This is a genomic window from Yersinia sp. Marseille-Q5920 (genome assembly GCF_946902935.1).
GTDB lineage: Bacteria > Pseudomonadota > Gammaproteobacteria > Enterobacterales > Enterobacteriaceae > Yersinia > Yersinia rochesterensis.
In genome coordinates this window covers 34,454-52,857 of the sequence record NZ_CAMPQA010000005.1, presented here as the reverse complement: position 1 = coordinate 52,857, position 18,404 = coordinate 34,454, and the positions used below count along the sequence as shown (strand labels likewise).

Below are 18,404 nucleotides of genomic sequence, written 5' to 3'. Positions count from 1 at the left end.
CTTCTTCATTATTCTCCGCGTAATGCTTTAACATCATCGGCTTTGATATTCAGTGTGGGTTGCCCAAACTGCTGCAATAGATAATTACTCAAACTGACAACCTGCTCATCAGTTAATGTGTTGGCAAAACCGGGCATAAAGACCTCGCCATCATTGGTTTTGCGCGACACGCCGTGGAGAATGACATTAATCAGGTTATTTTGCGCGGATGCCCCGACCACCGAATTCTTCATCAATGATGGGTAATAACCATCTTTCACGCCCTCACCGGTAAAACTGTGGCAACTGGCACAGTTCCCCAAATACAAGCGCGCGCCGTCAGTGTTATTGTTCCCCGTAACAGTATCCGCCGTGAAAGGTACGCCACGTAAGGTATTAACACTGGTCGCCGACTGCCCCCAATCCGAACGGCTCTTAGTTTCGTCATTTGGATTTAATGGCTTCAGCGTGCGCAGATACACCGCCATTGCATTCAGATCACTGTCAGTCAGATGTCGGGTGCTGTTTTCAATCACTTCCGCCATCGGCCCAGCCGCTTGTGCTTTACCGTCAACATGGCCGCTGCGCAGATATTGTACGACCTGTTGCTGGCTCCAGCCCCCAATCCCAGCATGCGGATCTGAGGTAATATTGAATGCCGTCCAACCATCAATATCAGCACCGGCATAAGCTTTACTGTCTTTCATTCCCATGGTGATATTGCGCGGAGTATGACATTCACCACAATGCCCCAGCGCCTCAACAAAATAAGCCCCCTGGTTCCATTGTGCATCTTTGCTGGTATCGGGCTGGAAGCGCTGCCCCTCAAAATTCACCAGATTCCAGAACCACAGCCCCCAGCGCTGATTGAATGGGAACGGCATGTCATTTTCGCGATTCGGTTGATGCACTGCCGGTAAGCTAAACAAATAAGCTTTTATGGCTTTAACATCATCATCCGTCAGCAAGGTATAAGAGGTATAAGGGAAAGCAGGATAGAGATTCTCGCCGTTTTTGCCTTTCCCTTCATGCAGTGCGCGCAAAAACTCTTCATCCGTCCAACCACCAATTCCGGTTTCTTTATCGGGGGTAATATTCGGCGAATATAAGGTGCCCATCGGGGTTTTAAAGGCCAATCCACCGGCAAAGGGTTTGCCATCTTTAGTGGTGTGGCACGCCACACAGTCTGCGGCTTTGGTCAAATACTCACCCCGCGCAATCAGGTTAGCATCCGCACGAGCATATCCAGTTGCAGCGAATCCCAATGCTATAAACAGGAATTTCATTGAGTGACCTAGGGTTAGCTTTTTCATCTTACACCTCGGCCTTTAAAGTTTCAGCGATACGCAGAGAGAGCGCGGCAATCGTCAAAGTACAGTTCACTGAACCGACAGTTGGCATCACACTGCTGCTGGCGATAAACAAATTTTTGTGGTCATGGCTGCGGCAATCACTGTCCACCACGGAATCTTTGGGGTCATTGCCCATAATGGTGGTGCCAGTAATATGGTTATTATTGGCAAAGTTATTGTGGAACTGCACTTCAGTGCCGCCCATCAATCTGGCCGCTTCGGCATAGACTTGCTGAGTATGCACTGCACTTTTGCGCACATAATCATCCATTGCATAGTAAAATTCCGGCTTCGGAATGCCAATGGCGTCTTTCTCTGTCGGGCTGGGAATAATACGATTTTCCACATGCGGCAAGATTTCATGGAAACTGTCGAATTGCACAAAACGCGCCGCCCGATCGCGGATTTTGGCGTCAAGCTGCGGCCCGAGTTGTAATTCTCCTTGCTTGAGCAACTCAATGGTGACTTGATCTGTGCGGGACAAATTAGATAAATGAATCTTTTTCGCCGCATATTCAGCACGGAATGCGCCATCGCGGAACCCAATCAAAGAGGTCATTTCCTGCGGGCCACGCCCAGGCCAGAGCGGCTCACTAGCCATAAAGGTGACGCCAGTTCCGGGGTGGTCCATCAGATTGCGCCCGACCATATCGGAGCTATTCCCGACACCGAGTGGATTTTTATCATTGGTGGACATCAGCATCAATTTCGGCGTTTCAATGCCATTGGCTGCCAACACAAAATACTTGCCCTCAGCGCGGTGCTCATTACCTTGTGCATCCTTAAACAAAGCGGCGGTAATTTGCTGCTGATCATCCACTTCCAGCTGATAAACCACCGCTTGTGGGCGAATAATAGCCCCCGCCAGCTCGGCTTTTTCAACATGAGTTATGGCGTTATACATCGCCCCTATCGGGCAAATTGGCATACAGTTATTGTTGCCGCAGCAAGTGGGACGGCCATCATAAGGGCGACTGTTGCGCGCCACCGGCTCAGTCACAACATCAAAACGACTGCCATTAAAAGTGTGGCTGTTGAGCACGGTTTTAATGCGCTGTTCATTCCACGATAACGGCAGCGGTGCCATCGGGTAAGGCGCACTACGCGGGGAGCCAAGATCTTCATCACTCGGCCCCCAAACACCGAGTTCCTGCTCTGCGCGTAAATACCATTTTTCCAGCGCGGCATAGTCAATCGGCCAATCGCGCCCGACGCCATAGATTGTTTTTAGCTTGAAATCATTCGGCAGAAAACGCCAGGCCGATGCTGCCCAGTGCCAGGTGGTGCCCCCTACCGCGCGAATATATTGTACATCGTAGGGGTGCTCACCCTTTTGAATCAAATAGTTATTATTAGGGTTAGATTCAGGATGGGGGGCATAAGATGTTGAGGGGTAAGGCGCCATATTGTCTGATTTGTCGGGCTGATTGCGGAAGTTTTCCACAATTTCCCAACGCGAAAGGCGCGGCCCCGCTTCTAAAACCAATACTGACTTGCCAGCCATCGCCAATTGATGCGCGACTAAACCGCCAGCAACGCCCGAGCCAATGACGACGATGTCCACCTTGAGTGTGTCAGCCATAAATGTATCCTCCAAAATTATAAGGCGACATCAGGCTTTACAGCCCAGTATCCGGGTTTATTCGGGCAATAAGAGCGAATAACCAACACATCGGATACCGCATCGAACATTAATGCATTTTCATAACTGATGACTGCCGCATCAGTTCCTTCACCAATCACTCCCACATACCAACCTTGCAAAATCTGCCGGGCAATCTGCTGCTGTAGTGGCGGCCATTGATGAGGTTCGCCGCTAGGTAAAGGTTGTAATAAGGCCAGTTTCTGGTCAAAACCACCGATTTTACCGAGTAAAACCTGATAGAGGCGCTGACCAACCTGCGCATTAAGTTGGCGCTTACCCGTCAGTGCGCGGGAGACCAACATGAATCTTTCAAAGTGCTGCGGCGAGGTTTGAGTTGATGCTGCGAAAGCATCCAAAGAAAGGGGGTTCATCAGGCTGCTGACCAGCCCAACACCGACATACCCGAGTAAACGCCGACGTGAAATGCCGCGTAGCTGAGGTATCGGAGAGCGAGTTACCGACATGTTTTTTCTCCACAAAAGAGCATGCACGCAGTGTTCATCTGTTGATCATGCTGTTAATCAGCATAGTCAATAGATGCGGGTGACTGCGGGCGAAACCACCGAGTAAGGTACTCTCGGCAGTGGCAATCTTGACGAATAATGAATGGAATTCCCGCCTTATGGCGATGTGAATTATAAGATGAAGATGTTAAATATTTAGTTTAGTTGTAAATATTCGTCAAGATTATACCCCTAATTAAGAAGGGTAAAGTTAAATGTGACGCAAGTCACATTTTGTAACTATGATGCCGAGTTATTGCCCCATTCGATTAATACATCAACACGATTAAGAACATGTGCAGCCTGATACCAAATTTTGGTGTATTTAGTTGAGTTGTAAGTTTGTAAAAACGCGATTAACAGCGCTTTTGTTTGCTCCAATGCTATTTTATCGGTCGGCTGATTTTTATTTTCTTCAAACAGGGTCTCCAGAGCTTCAAGCTTGTGCAGGAAAGCAGCCAATTCATCAGTCCATTCATCTTGATGTAGCCTATTGGCTATTTTTGACAGTAACCAGGGAATATAGTCGTGACTGAGGCTGATATTCTGTACGTGATAATTAGTTGAAGACCAAGTGGTATCAAGTCCCCCACATTGATCGCCAGTTTTATCGCGCATAGACCTCAGTTCACAAACCTCCTTCTCCATATCTAAAGCATATCCTAATGTCTGAGTGCTAATAAATATCGCACCCTGCGGATTTCGCTCATTAAAATTAACAGCATGAGCAATACGAGCGCCTAATTCAGGCCCCATTAATTCACCACGATAATCCATTTTTTGTGGGGTTTCATTGGTATAAAAATGTAGAACTTTATTTTCACGACCATTCACTAAATAGAGAAACTGATGATCAGCTATAAAATTCCACTGCTGATTATAGCGATTATAGGCAATGCCATTATCACAACGATAGCCAATTGAGTTGTCGCTATAACTACTGCGATTATAGGTGAAACTGATCGGAAAATACTGACCCACAGGATTATTCACCAATGAAAGACATGATGATTCTATTAACATACGTTCGGTATTTGACTTACTGTAAGCAATTAAAGCTCTGGTCTCCGCATTATAGTAAATATTCTGCCCTATTTTATTACCTCCTAAATAGATATTAACATCATCAATTTTATCCAAATGATTAACAACAATATCCCGATAACCCACCTCATTTAATGACATCAATGTTTCTTTATATTGTAAAAAAGGTCTTACAGCCAACAATTTCATTTCTTCAATATATTTCTCATCAAACCATATTGTATCATGGTTAATTTGAACTTCAGGGCCATAATCTTGTTTCCCTCGACCAAATAGATGGTTCGATAATATTGGCTTATTTTTTAAATTAATATAAAACCCTTCATCATCCAGTGACAAGGCCGTACTTGTCCCCTGATTAACTAATACTATTTTATTCGCTATTTTTTGCGGCAGCCACCTCTGCCCCGGATTGCTAAAGTCACAATAACTAAATGTCACACCCGCCTTTAAATTATCTTTCCTCCGGTCTGCTGGGAGCAAGCAATAGATATTGCGATCAAAACCTTGCCCGGTAAAGGCGGTCATAATTTGCCCGGTATGGCTGTAAAATATAGAGGAGCTTTGGCTGTCGACATCTGAGGGTCGGCTCTTTCGACTTAAAAGAATACTGTGCCCACTGCTCAAATAATAATTGTAGCCAATATATTTTTCTTGAAACAGCTTAGAGCGATAGCTAAAGATAATTCGTTTATTACTTGGATATAAAGTTTTTGGAAATACACGATAAGAACTGATATCAGAGGTCAGTCCATTTCTTTCCAATTCAGCAGCATTGGTATTTTTATAAAGTGATACTGATTTTCCGGAAAATGAAAAATCACTAAAGACATCGACTTGAAAATTTAATGGTATCTTAATAGATGAAATATTATTATTCCACTGACTAAACAGCCATTCATCTTCAGTATAGGAGGGTACACAAAATTTTTTAGAATCGCCTTTTTCAATATAATTATCGACAGAATAAAAACAGACATTATCATCATCAAAACTATTGGATATTGCACTAAATGAGATAAAAACTAAACTATAAAAAACCTTACATACTTGAACATTGATATTCATGCTTCACCTTTAAAGAGTAAGCTAGCAGAAACATGCTATTTTGCATGAGCCAATAAGTAATAACTTGATTTTTTATACTCACACAAACATAAACGACATCAAAGAACAATCCACATAAAATGAATTCATTTTTTACTGACATTTAAAGGCAAAATAATAAATACATTTTTTCTTATAGCTAAAATAAAAATAAAAAACCCCCGGAATATCGGAGGTTTTATTTATATCAGTGGAAATATCTTATTGATAAAATAAAATATTTATTCCCACTCAATGGTTGCTGGTGGCTTGCCGCTAATATCATAAACCACACGAGAAATACCATTCACTTCATTAATGATGCGGTTTGACACGCGACCTAGGAAATCATATGGCAGATGCGCCCAATGCGCAGTCATGAAATCGATGGTTTCAACAGCACGCAGTGAAACAACCCAATCATATTTACGGCCATCACCCATTACGCCGACGGAACGAACCGGCAGGAAGACGGTGAAGGCTTGGCTGACTTTATTGTACAGATCCGCTTTGTGCAGCTCTTCAATAAAGATCGCGTCGGCGCGGCGCAGTAAATCGCAATATTCTTTCTTCACTTCGCCCAATACACGCACCCCCAAACCTGGGCCTGGGAATGGATGGCGATATAGCATGTCGTACGGCAGGCCCAGCTCCAGACCAATCTTACGCACTTCGTCTTTAAACAACTCTTTCAGTGGCTCGACCAAGCCCAACTTCATCTCTTTCGGCAAGCCGCCCACATTATGGTGAGATTTAATCACATGCGCTTTACCGGTAGCGGATGCTGCTGACTCAATCACATCTGGGTAGATAGTGCCCTGTGCCAGCCATTTCACCTGTTCTTGTTTGCAAGCTTCTTCATCAAACAGCTCTACAAACACGCGACCGATAATTTTACGTTTTGCTTCTGGTTCATCAACACCAGCCAATGCCGTCAGGAAACGTTCTTCCGCGGCTACATGGACAATATTCAGACCAAATTTATCGCCGAACATTTCCAATACTTGATCAGCTTCGTTCAAGCGTAACAGGCCGTTATCAACAAACACACAAGTCAGGCGTTTGCCAATCGCACGGTGCAGCAGCATCGCGGTTACTGAAGAATCAACCCCCCCGGATAAGCCCAAAATCACGTGGTCTTCACCGATTTGCTCACGCAGGCGCACAATCGCATCTTCAATAATGGTGGCTGGGGTCCACAGCGCTTCACAGGCACAGATATCCAGAACGAAGCGCTCCAACAGGCGTTGGCCTTGCTTGGTGTGTGTCACTTCAGGATGGAATTGCACACCATAAAAACGTTTTTCTTCATTGGCCATAATGGCAAACGGGCAGGTATCCGTGCTGGCAACCGTCACAAAGTCAGACGGGATTGCAGTCACTTTGTCGCCATGGCTCATCCACACATCCAATACGGCTTCACCCGCTGGATTGATCGCATCTTTGATATCGCGAATAAGTGCGCTGTCAGTTTTAATCTCAACCTGCGCATAGCCAAATTCGCGCTGGTTTGACCCTTCAACTTTACCGCCCAACTGCATAGCCATGGTTTGCATGCCGTAACACACACCCAGCACAGGGACACCGGCAGTGAACACATAATCCGGCGCGCGTGGGCTGTCGTGTTCAGTGGTGCTTTCAGGGCCGCCAGAAAGAATAATGCCGCTTGGATTAAAATCGCGGATCTGGGCTTCAGTCACGTCCCACGCCCAAAGTTCACAATAGACACCAATTTCACGAACACGTCGCGCCACCAGTTGGGTGTACTGCGAGCCGAAATCGAGGATAAGGATGCGATGCTTATGAATATTTTTTGTCATGTGTGCCGCTTTTAAAAATAATTAATTAAATTAAATGGTTACCAGAGTCACTTCCGTCGGAAAAACCAACAAGCTAGTTAATGTCCGCAGCCCAGCATGCGCAGTTGACACCAAGTCAATGAGCAATGCGAGCAGCGGACAATCACCAAATTCGCCGGTTTAGCCCTTGGAATTAACCCATCCGATAATTCGGGGATTCTTTGGTGATGGTAACATCATGCACATGGCTTTCTTGAATCCCAGCACCACTGATACGCACAAACTCAGCTTTGGTACGCAATTCATTGATAGTGCCGCAGCCGGTCAGCCCCATACAAGAGCGCAAGCCCCCCATTTGCTGATGCACAATCTCTTTCAACAAACCTTTGTATGCCACACGCCCTTCAATACCTTCCGGTACTAATTTATCGGCAGCATTATCGGTCTGGAAGTAGCGATCTGAAGAGCCTTTGGACATCGCGCCCAATGACCCCATACCGCGGTAAGATTTGAATGAACGGCCTTGATAGAGTTCGATTTCGCCGGGTGATTCTTCTGTCCCTGCCAGCATCGAGCCGACCATGACACATGAAGCACCCGCAGCAATGGCTTTAGCAATATCACCAGAGAAACGAATACCACCATCCGCAATAACCGGGATACCAGTGCCTTCCAGCGCTTCGACGGCATCAGCAATTGCAGTAATCTGTGGCACACCAACGCCAGTCACAATACGGGTGGTACAGATTGAGCCAGGGCCGATACCCACTTTGACCGCGCTCACGCCAGCATCGGCCAATGCTTTCGCACCTGCCCCTGTCGCGACATTACCACCAACAATTTGCAGGTTAGGATATTTGGCTCGGGTTTCGCGAATGCGCTGTAACACGCCCTCGGAATGACCATGAGATGAGTCGATAAGTAAAACATCAACACCCGCAGCGACCAGCGCGTCGATACGCTCTTCATTGCCCGCACCGGCACCGACAGCGGCACCAACACGCAGACGGCCATGCTCGTCTTTACAGGCGTTTGGCTTGCGTTCTGCTTTTTGGAAATCTTTCACGGTAATCATGCCGCGCAGATGGAAGCTATCGTCAACGACCAGCACTTTCTCGACACGTTTTTCATGCATTTTTTGCAGTACAACTTCGCGGGCTTCGCCTTCTTTGACCGTTACCAAGCGCTCTTTCGGTGTCATCACCGCCGTCACGGGTTGGTCCAGATCAGTCACAAAGCGCACATCACGGCCAGTAATGATCCCAACCAGCTCGTAATCTTCGGTCACTACCGGATAACCGGCGAAACCGTTACGGGCGGTCAGTTCTTTAACCTGACGGAGAGTTGTGGTTGGCGTTACAGTCTGTGGCTCAGTCACCACGCCACTTTCGTGTTTTTTCACGCGGCTGACTTCTTCAGCCTGGCGCTCAATGGACATATTTTTGTGGATGAAACCTAAACCGCCCTCTTGTGCCAGCGCAATGGCCAGACGAGCTTCGGTTACGGTATCCATTGCTGCGGACAGCATAGGGATATTCAGGCGGATAGTTGCAGTCAGTTGGGTACCAAGTTCTGCTGTATTAGGCAAGACTGTGGAGTGGGCTGGAACCAGGAGAACGTCGTCAAATGTTAGAGCTTCTTTCGCGATACGTAGCATGGGCAATATCTCACCAAGGTGAATGTGAAAAAGATAAAATATTGCCGTGGCATTATACAGAGCGTAATCGGTTGCCTCCAGCACTTTCTCATTATTTTTCTTGCTATGCGGTTTGAGGCAGGTAATATCGATCAATTAAGTGCTTGTTTTAAAATTTGATCCAGGTCACATGTCACAAACTTCTGCGTCATCAATTTTTACCGTCAGCCGCCTTAATCAGACGGTGCGACAACTGCTGGAAATGGAAATGGGCCAAATTTGGCTCACGGCCGAGATTTCCAATTTCTCTCAGCCTTCGTCTGGTCACTGGTATTTCACCTTAAAAGACGACCGGGCGCAGGTGCGCTGCGCGATGTTTCGCAACAGCAATCGCCGAACCACTTTCCGCCCGCAAAATGGCCAGCAAGTTTTGGTCAGGGCATCAATTACCCTGTATGAACCGCGCGGTGACTACCAGTTAATTGCTGAAAGTATGCAACCTGCTGGCGACGGGCTACTGCAACAACAGTTTGAGCAGCTTAAACAACAACTGGCCACAGAAGGGCTTTTTGATCAAAGTCACAAGCAACCACTACCCAGTCCAGCCAGACAAGTCGGGGTGATAACCTCATCTAGCGGCGCGGCTCTGCACGATGTTTTGCACGTTTTACAACGCCGTGATCCATCACTGCCAGTGATTATTTATCCAACAGCAGTGCAAGGTGCCGATGCCCCCCTACAGATAGTCCGAGCCATTCACTTGGCTAATCTGCGCGGAGAATGTGATGTGCTGATCGTCGGGCGGGGTGGCGGTTCACTGGAAGATTTGTGGAGTTTTAATGACGAGCGAGTCGCCCGCGCCATTTTTAACAGCCGAATTCCCATTGTCAGTGCGGTCGGCCATGAAACCGATGTCACCATTGCGGACTTTGTCGCAGATTTACGCGCCCCAACCCCGTCAGCCGCCGCAGAACTGGTCAGCCGCAACCAAATTGAGCTGGTCCGGCAAATTCAGGGGCAGCAGCAGCGCATGGAAATGGCGATGGATTATTATCTGGCGCAGCGTAGCCAGCAATTTAGCCGCCTTGAGCATCGGCTCCAACAGCAACACCCACATTTGCGCCTAGCGCGTCAGCAAACACTGCTGTTGAAGTTACAGCGCCGTCTGGAAGACAGCGCGCAAAACCAAATTCGCTCATTAGGCCGGCGCACTGAACGGCTCCAGCAGCGCTTGATTCAAGTTCAACCGCAAGGGCAAATTCACCGTTATAACCAACGGGTACAGCAGCAGGAATACCGCTTGCGCCAAGCATTAGAGCGCCAACTGAATGGCTATCGTCAGCGCTTTGGTATCGCCTGCTCGCAATTGGAGGCAGTCAGTCCATTAGCTACATTGGCCCGCGGCTACAGTGTCACACAGACCCCCGCAGGCACCTTGCTTAAGACTACCAAACAAGTGCATACCGGCGACAAGCTAACGACCCGACTGCAAGATGGCTGGGTGGAAAGTGAAATCACTCAAATCAATGTGACAAAAAAGCCCCGTCAGCGTAAGCCGACCCATTAGCCAAATCGCCACCTTTGAAATAATTTGATGTTGCCGGTAGGCGGCAAGAGAGAGACAAATTGGTCGGGAACCGATTTGAACAGTATTTATGCTCGCCCGCAGGGTGAGCCTCAGGGATGAGGCTCATTAATTCCGAATCATTTACCCAAATAAGTGATTCAGGTGAGCAATCAGACTGTCGGCAGATAACTAAAACGAACGCGGCTTTTCGAAATCAACCCATGACCATTCTGGCAAAAATAATCAACGGCCCCACAAGCTTTCAACACTTGGAGCGGTTTGGCGCAATCAGGGCAATCGGCCTGTTGCTGATAGTTGCCGTGGCAGTTAGAGCAGTGAAAGTGACCACTCACTTGCGTCATTGCTTTCTGACAAATCGGACATAATGCATCCATCATTTCTCTCCTCGAATTGACTTAAAAACTCACATTACGCCCAGTGCGCGTAAGAAATAAATCCCAATAGCAGTCGTGAAAAATGAGCCGACGGTAGTAATCGCAATAATATTCGCAGCCAGCGTCGCATTTCCCCCCATCGCCCGGGTCATGACATAGCTACCCGCAGCAGTCGGAGTTGCAGAAAATAGAAAAATAATCCCTAAGGTTGCACCACGGAACCCCATCAGCAAACCGCCTAAAGTCATCAATATTGGCACGATGAATAATTTTGCCACTGAGGATAACGCAGCCACATTAGAGGAGCGGAACATCGCATGCCAATCCAGACTCGCGCCAGTGCAGAGTAATGCCAGTGGGAGTGCCAAGGCGGAGATATAACTGCCTGTCTGGACAATGACTTGAGGAATAGGTAGACGGGTTTGAGCATAGGCCAAACCACACACCAAACCAATAATCAGAGGATTGGTGACAATGCTGCGTAGTAATGCCAATTTGCTGATTTTCCCGCCCTGCCCACCTTGTAAGCTGCGGGTCAGTGTTATCACTGACAGCATATTAAATAATATGACGGTCACCGTCAGGTACATCGAGCCCAGCGCTACCCCTTCGGCACCATAGGCCGTCATGGCAAATGCCAAGCCGACAATCGCGGTATTAGCTCTGAAACCACCCTGCACGAACACACCGCGCTCACGCGGGTCTTTTACCAGCCACTTGGCGGCAATTTCGAGCAATAAAAATGTCACTAAGGTGCCAACCGCACCATAGATCACTAAGGGCAAGTTATCCATCAAGCTGACATGATTGGTCGCAACACTGAAAAACAGCAAACAAGGAAGCGCCAGATTGAAGACAACTCGGGTTGCACCATCGCAGAACCGATCATCCATCAAGCCATAGCGCCGTAACAATACACCCAGTAACATCATCAATAAGTTGGGCACTGTTACACCAAACGCGAAACTCCAGGTTTCCCAAGACATGGCTGACGTTCAACTCCTTTTGTTTTGCGCGACTCACCCCAGAGAACAACCCCCTAAGAGGGTGCGCTAAAAATGCAAAAAGCGCGGGATGCCCGCGCTTTGCTGCTATTACTTACCTTTTTTCAGGTGCGACATCAAACGCTTACGTTTCCGCATCTGATTTGGCGTCAGAGTATTGCGTTTGCCCGCAAACGGGTTTTCACCCTCTTTAAACTGAATGCGGATTGGCGTACCCATAACTTTCAATGAACGACGGAAGTAATTCATCAGGTAGCGTTTGTAAGAATCAGACAAATCAGTGACCTGATTGCCATGGATAACCACGATAGGCGGGTTATAGCCACCGGCATGCGCGTATTTCAACTTCACTCGACGACCACGAACCAACGGAGGCTGATGGTCTTCCTCTGCCATTTGCATTATACGAGTCAGTAAGGAAGTACCTACTCGCTTAGTTGAACAGTCATAGGCTTCCTGAATGGATTCAAACAGGTTGCCGACGCCACTGCCATGCAAAGCGGAGATAAAGTGAATACGAGCAAAGTCAACAAAGCCGAGGCGCAGGTCTAGCATATCTTTAACCTGAGCACGGGCTTCTTCTGTCATGCCATCCCATTTGTTGACCGCAATAACAAGTGAGCGCCCACTATTGAGAATAAAGCCTAACAGAGACAAATCTTGATCTGAAATACCATCACGGGCATCAATAACCAACAGCACCACATTGGAATCTTCAATTGCCTGTAAGGTTTTAATCACTGAGAATTTTTCAACTGTCTCAGTAATTTTACCGCGTTTACGCACACCCGCAGTATCAATCAGAATATATTCACGCTCATCGCGGGTCATTGGAATATAAATACTGTCGCGGGTGGTACCCGGCAGGTCATAAACCACCACACGGTCTTCACCGAGGATACGGTTAGTTAGTGTGGACTTCCCTACGTTAGGACGCCCGACGATAGCCAGCTTGATTGGCAGAGTTCGCGGGTCAAAATCATCTTCTTCGTCTTCTGGGATTTCATCTTCGTCAGCTTCCTGCGCTGCCCAATAGGCCGCATTAGCTTCTTCGTCTGTCAGCTCAACTTCTGGCTCTTCGGCGTCCATATAAGGCGCCATAACATCTTCAATCAGCTGAGTCACACCACGGCCATGGGAAGCCGCAATAGCATGAACTTCACCTAATCCTAATGAATAGAAATCGGCGGCAGCAGTATCGGCGTCAATACCATCAGTTTTGTTGGCAACCAGGAAGGTGGCTTTCTCACGGCTGCGTAAATGCTGGGCAATGCCCTGATCCGCTGGCATCAACCCGGCGCGCGCATCGACCATAAACAGGACAATATCGGCTTCTTCAATCGCCAATAACGATTGACCCGCCATCTTGGTTTCTACGCCATCTTCTGTGCCATCAATACCTCCGGTATCGATAACAATAAACTCATGACCCTCGACCTCGGCACGACCATACTTACGGTCACGCGTTAGCCCGGGAAAGTCCGCAACTAACGCATCACGGGTGTGCGTTAAGCGGTTAAATAAAGTGGATTTACCCACATTCGGGCGCCCGACCAGCGCGATGACAGGTATCATTTTTGGAGCCTCATTACTTAATTTTCAAAGCGTTACAGCGCTGTATCGAATATTCGACAGCGCAGTTTTTAGAATACAAACGGCCCCTGAACCTCAGGAGCCGTTTAAAAACCTTTGTCCTTGAAGTTACAGCGGTGTGACTTACTGCAACGCCAAGGCACTCAGGTATTAGCCTGTTAAACAGGCGCTAAATCAGGATTAACGGGTGAACGCGTATACCGTGCCGCCTCTTGCCTGCACCAGCAACTTATCGCTGGCAACCACAGGCGCACTCAGGAAGCCAGAGCTGTCTACACTCTGCTGAGCAACAAAACGACCATCATCGGTATTCACCCAATGCAGATAACCTTCGGCATCACCTACAACCAGATAACCATTATACATCACTGGCGCGGTCAAGTTACGATGTAATAAATCGCTTTGACTCCAAAGGGTTATGCCGCCATCGGTCTTCAGTGCAACAATGCGGTCATTCTGATCGACCAGATAAATACGGCCACCGTCAACAATGATGTCATTGACTGAACCCATTTCGCGTTTCCACAAAATCTGGCCAGAGCGCAGATCCAGTGCAGTCAGATTACCGTTGTATGCCAGAGCATAAACCACGCCATCAACAACGACTGGGGTGGTATCGACATCATTCAGGCGGTCAATTTCAGTGGTCCCGGTCACTTGGGAAATACGTTGCTGCCAAATCAACTGGCCCTGTTCCATCATCACCGCACTAACACGGCCATTATCACCACCGACAATAGCTGCACCGAATGCCACTGTTGGGGCTGATTCACCACGCAGAGACAATGCAGGAGTATCGAGGTTTAGAGTCCACTTAATTGCACCGTCAGACTCATTCAGTGCTTGCAGCATGCCATTGGAAGTATGGATCAGTACCACACCATCGCTGACAACCGGACGGGACAAGGCTTCGCCCGCAACCGCCGTCTGCCATGCAACCTTACCATCGTCAGAATTAAGGGCATACACCACCGCTTTCTCACTGCCGACATACACATGAGCACCTGAAGCGGTTACGCCGCCAGATAACATTGCAGAACGGTTACTGGAGAGGAAGTTGGTTTTCTCAGACAGGTCGGTTTGCCAAATTTGCTTGCCGGTATCGGCTTCCATGGCTTTTACCAGACCTTTACGGTCTGCCGCAAAGACAGAAGTCCCCTGCCAGGCTGGGCGCAGATGAGAGTAGTAATCACCAACACCACCACCAACAGAAGTGCTCCACACTTTAGTCGGTGTGAATTGATTCTCAACTTTTGGCAGTGGCGACATGGTAACCACATCTTCTTCACTGTTGAACAGTGAACAACCACTCAATAGGGCAACAGATACCAGTCCTACTAAGAGTGTTTTACGCAATTGCATGGGAATACCCCTTAGCTGGACAAATTATTCAATTTCATGCGCAGCAAAGCTTGCAGCGCCTGAGAAGCATTTGATTCGACGCCTTTACTGTAAGCTGCCCGTGCACCTGCGGTATCACCTTTGCTTAATAATGCATCGCCACGAACATCTTGCGCCATCGCAGTCCAGCCATCACCTTGCACTGCATCCAGAGTTTTCAATGCTTCATCTGGTTTTTTCAATTGCAGTTGCAAACGAGCAAGACGCAGATTAATCAGCGACAACAGATTTTCATCTTTTGTCTGGCCCAATGCTTGGGTAAGTTGCTGTGCCGCTTTATCAAACTCGTTTTGCTCAACAAAATGGTGAGCCAGTTCTAACCCGGCCAATACGCCGTAGTTATTTTTATTGCCCTGAACAAATTTTTCAGCAAGAGCAACACCATCAGCACTATTGGCTGATAAAGCATCACTGGCTTGCTGATAGGCAGAGGAGGCTTCCGTCAAGACAGTGTTCTGATGACTCTGCCAGTAACGCCAACCCACTAATGCACCAATCCCGAGCACCACACCCACGGCTAGCGCTTTACCATTCTCACTAAAGAAACGGCGTACTGCATCAACCTGGTCATTATCAGTGGTATAGACTTCCACGGTGTCTCTCTCCTTAAACCAACATCAAAGCCAGACGCGCAGCAACATCCGCTTGCGCCAGCGTTTCTTGTTCACCCGTTCGCAAATCTTTTACGACCACTTGCTGTGCAGCCACTTCGCTTTCACCAAGTATTAATGCGACGCGGGCACCCCATTTATCAGCGCGGGTAATTTGTTTTTTGAAATTACCGCCGCCGTAGTTAGTCATCAACTTTAGCGTTGGCAAATCATCACGCAGGCGCTCAGCAAGTTGCATAGCAGCACTTTGTGCCCCCTCACCCGATGAAATGAGATACACATCAATTGTCGCTGGCACTTGGAAGTCAGGATTAACTGCCTGTACCAACAGGACTAAACGTTCAAGCCCCATAGCAAAACCAACAGCAGGTGTTGCACGACCACCCAGTTGCTCTACCAAGCCGTCATAGCGCCCACCGGCACAAACTGTACCTTGTGCGCCCAAACTGTTGGTTACCCACTCAAATACCGTGCGGTTGTAATAATCCAAACCACGGACTAAACGCTCATTGACGGTATATGGGATACTGGCCTGGTCTAAAAGTTCACACAAGCCCGCAAAATGTTGTTTGGATTCTTCATCCAGATAATCAGACAGTTTAGGCGCGTCATTAAGTAACAGCTGAACATCCGGATTTTTGGAATCCAACACCCGTAATGGGTTGCTGTACATGCGGCGCTTACAATCTTCGTCCAGCACGTCAACATGTTGTTCCAAGAAAGTGACCAATGCTTCGCGGTAATCTGCGCGCGCATCCAATGAACCAATAGAGTTCAATTCAAGCTGTACATGCTCTGAAATCCCCAACGCACGCCACCAGCGGGCAGTTAGTAGAATCAATTCTGCATCAATATCAGGCCCTTGTAGACCAAAGACCTCTGCGCCCAACTGATGAAACTGACGGTAGCGCCCTTTTTGTGGACGCTCATAGCGGAACATCGGGCCGATATACCACAGACGCTGTTCTTGATTGTACAGCAGACCATGTTCAATGCCTGCGCGCACGCACCCTGCGGTGCCTTCCGGGCGCAGTGTCAGACTTTCGCCATTGCGATCGTCAAAGGTATACATCTCTTTCTCAACCACGTCGGTAACTTCACCGATAGCGCGCTTGAATAACGGGGTCTGCTCTACAATCGGCATGCGGATTTCGCTATAACCGTAGCCCGCCAGCACTTGTTTTAAAATGCTTTCAATACGCTGCCATATCGCCGTATCGGCTGGCAGGTAATCGTTCATACCACGGATGGCTTGAATGTTCTTTGCCACGTCTGTTCTCTGTAGTTTTATGTCCGGTCTACTTGATGTTGCAGCGGTGTCGGCAGCAACGCCAATGACATTGGGCATAGTGCAAAAAATAAAGCCGATTATAGAGGCTTGCCACCCACATATTCAATGGCGACAGTTTGTTATACCCGTCATACTTCAAGCTACATATGCGTTGGCTACGTTTAATCACCCGAATCACTTACTGATGTAAGCTCATCGAGATTCCCTCGCTTGCCGCCTTCCTGCAACTCGAATTATTTAGGGTATAGCTCTACAGGCTCAATATAAAGCGGGCCACGCCCGCTTTTTTGTATTCATCGATGACAAATAACCCGAGATACTTATTTATCATCCAGCATATTGATAACTATACGGTTATTCGCATCAAGCATCGATGCCTTTGCACGAATTTTCGCTTCTAACTGGTCAATCATCTTTTCGTTATCAAAACGTTCTTTCTGACGAACACCATCTTCGTAGAAACCACTCTTATTATGTGCACCCGTCACACCGATAGTCGACACCAATGCTTCGCCCGGCCCATTGACCACGCAACCAATAATAGAAACATCCATTGGGGTAATCAGATCTTCTAACCGCTGCTCCAGCGCATTTACCGTACCGATAACATCAAACTCTTGGCGGGAACAGGTTGGGCAGGCGATAAAGTTAATCCCACGAGAACGGATCCGCAGTGATTTCAGGATATCAAAGCCAACTTTGACTTCTTCGACCGGATCGGCAGCCAACGAGATACGCAAAGTGTCGCCAATGCCTTCTGACAGCAACAAGCCCAACCCAATAGCCGATTTTACCGAGCCACTGCGCGCACCACCCGCTTCAGTTATCCCTAAATGCAAAGGATTATTAATTTGCTTGGCCAACAAACGGTAGGAATTTACCGCCAGGAAAACATCGGAGGCTTTTACGCTGACTTTAAACTGATCAAAATTGAGGCGATCAAGAATATCAACATGCCGCATCGCTGATTCAAGCAGGGCTTCTGGCGTAGGTTCACCATATTTTTCCTGAATATCTTTTTCCAGCGATCCGCCATTGATACCAATACGGATAGGAATATTGTGGTCACGGGCACTAGCAACCACTTCCCGAATACGGGATTCGTTACCAATGTTACCGGGGTTAATTCGCAAACAATCAACACCGTATTCAGCGACTTTCAGCGCAATACGGTAATCGAAATGGATATCAGCAACCAGCGGCACATTTGACTGCTGTTTGATTAACTTAAACGCCTCAGCCGCATCCATCGTCGGTACTGAGACTCGCACGATATCTACGCCAACACGCTCTAATGCCTTTATTTGAGCAACAGTTGCATCAACATCAGTAGTCTTGGTATTGGTCATTGATTGCACAGCAATCGGTGCACCATCACCAATGGGTACTTTACCGACGTAAATCCGAGTCGATTTACGGCGGATAATGGGGGATTCATTATGCATTACACACTCTCCTTTACAGTCGTGTAGTTTTCGCAACTAAGTGGTCTTCCAAA

Annotated in this window: 14 protein-coding genes; 1 reads left to right on the top strand and 13 read right to left on the bottom strand. The window is 47.7% G+C overall.

Annotated features, from left to right (window positions below; all coding sequences use genetic code 11):
• Positions 1-8: 8 nt before the first annotated feature.
• From OVO64_RS08625 to guaB, 6 genes are all read right to left on the bottom strand, one after another.
• The gene (locus OVO64_RS08625) at positions 9-1,292 is read right to left on the bottom strand and encodes a cytochrome c (protein ID WP_038635279.1); all 1,284 of its coding nucleotides are present in this window, start codon (positions 1,290-1,292) and stop codon (positions 9-11) included.
• 1 nt (position 1,293) lies between these two features.
• Positions 1,294-2,913, bottom strand: a complete 1,620-nt coding sequence (locus OVO64_RS08620) for a GMC family oxidoreductase (protein WP_120011145.1) — start codon at positions 2,911-2,913, stop codon at positions 1,294-1,296.
• 17 nt (positions 2,914-2,930) lie between these two features.
• Positions 2,931-3,440, bottom strand: a complete 510-nt coding sequence (locus OVO64_RS08615; protein ID WP_120011144.1) for a sugar dehydrogenase complex small subunit — start codon at positions 3,438-3,440, stop codon at positions 2,931-2,933.
• 279 nt (positions 3,441-3,719) lie between these two features.
• The gene (locus OVO64_RS08610; protein ID WP_267248717.1) at positions 3,720-5,591 is read right to left on the bottom strand and encodes a hypothetical protein; all 1,872 of its coding nucleotides are present in this window, start codon (positions 5,589-5,591) and stop codon (positions 3,720-3,722) included.
• Positions 5,592-5,851: 260 nt separating this feature from the next.
• Positions 5,852-7,429 (bottom strand): glutamine-hydrolyzing GMP synthase, encoded by a 1,578-nt coding sequence (gene guaA, locus OVO64_RS08605; protein WP_038635417.1) that lies wholly within the window; start codon positions 7,427-7,429, stop codon positions 5,852-5,854.
• Positions 7,430-7,601: 172 nt separating this feature from the next.
• Complete coding sequence (guaB, locus tag OVO64_RS08600) at positions 7,602-9,065, bottom strand: IMP dehydrogenase (protein ID WP_038639720.1); 1,464 nt, start codon at positions 9,063-9,065, stop codon at positions 7,602-7,604.
• Between the two features lie 169 nt (positions 9,066-9,234).
• Here guaB and xseA point away from each other — a divergent pair, with 169 nt between their 5' ends.
• Positions 9,235-10,611 carry an exodeoxyribonuclease VII large subunit gene (xseA, locus tag OVO64_RS08595; protein ID WP_038635420.1) on the top strand — a complete coding sequence of 459 codons (1,377 nt, stop codon included), beginning with the start codon at positions 9,235-9,237 and terminating at the stop codon, positions 10,609-10,611.
• A 170-nt stretch (positions 10,612-10,781) separates the two neighbouring features.
• Here xseA and OVO64_RS08590 read toward each other — a convergent pair whose 3' ends face one another.
• The 7 genes from OVO64_RS08590 to ispG all read right to left on the bottom strand — a co-directional run bounded on the left by OVO64_RS08590 (position 10,782) and on the right by ispG (position 18,351).
• Entirely contained in the window at positions 10,782-11,006 is a 225-nt protein-coding gene (locus OVO64_RS08590) for a zinc ribbon domain-containing protein (protein ID WP_038635423.1), read from the bottom strand.
• A 29-nt stretch (positions 11,007-11,035) separates the two neighbouring features.
• Positions 11,036-11,992 carry an AEC family transporter gene (locus OVO64_RS08585; protein ID WP_038635426.1) on the bottom strand — a complete coding sequence of 319 codons (957 nt, stop codon included), beginning with the start codon at positions 11,990-11,992 and terminating at the stop codon, positions 11,036-11,038.
• Between the two features lie 108 nt (positions 11,993-12,100).
• Positions 12,101-13,585, bottom strand: a complete 1,485-nt coding sequence (der, locus tag OVO64_RS08580) for a ribosome biogenesis GTPase Der (RefSeq protein ID WP_004391234.1) — start codon at positions 13,583-13,585, stop codon at positions 12,101-12,103.
• 198 nt (positions 13,586-13,783) lie between these two features.
• Complete coding sequence (gene bamB / locus OVO64_RS08575) at positions 13,784-14,965, bottom strand: outer membrane protein assembly factor BamB (RefSeq protein WP_038635430.1); 1,182 nt, start codon at positions 14,963-14,965, stop codon at positions 13,784-13,786.
• A gap of 11 nt (positions 14,966-14,976) precedes the next feature.
• Positions 14,977-15,597 (bottom strand): YfgM family protein, encoded by a 621-nt coding sequence (locus tag OVO64_RS08570; protein WP_038635435.1) that lies wholly within the window; start codon positions 15,595-15,597, stop codon positions 14,977-14,979.
• Positions 15,598-15,610: 13 nt separating this feature from the next.
• Positions 15,611-16,885 (bottom strand): histidine--tRNA ligase, encoded by a 1,275-nt coding sequence (gene hisS / locus OVO64_RS08565; RefSeq protein WP_038635437.1) that lies wholly within the window; start codon positions 16,883-16,885, stop codon positions 15,611-15,613.
• A 341-nt stretch (positions 16,886-17,226) separates the two neighbouring features.
• Positions 17,227-18,351, bottom strand: a complete 1,125-nt coding sequence (gene ispG / locus OVO64_RS08560; RefSeq protein WP_038635441.1) for a flavodoxin-dependent (E)-4-hydroxy-3-methylbut-2-enyl-diphosphate synthase — start codon at positions 18,349-18,351, stop codon at positions 17,227-17,229.
• Positions 18,352-18,404: the final 53 nt, after the last annotated feature.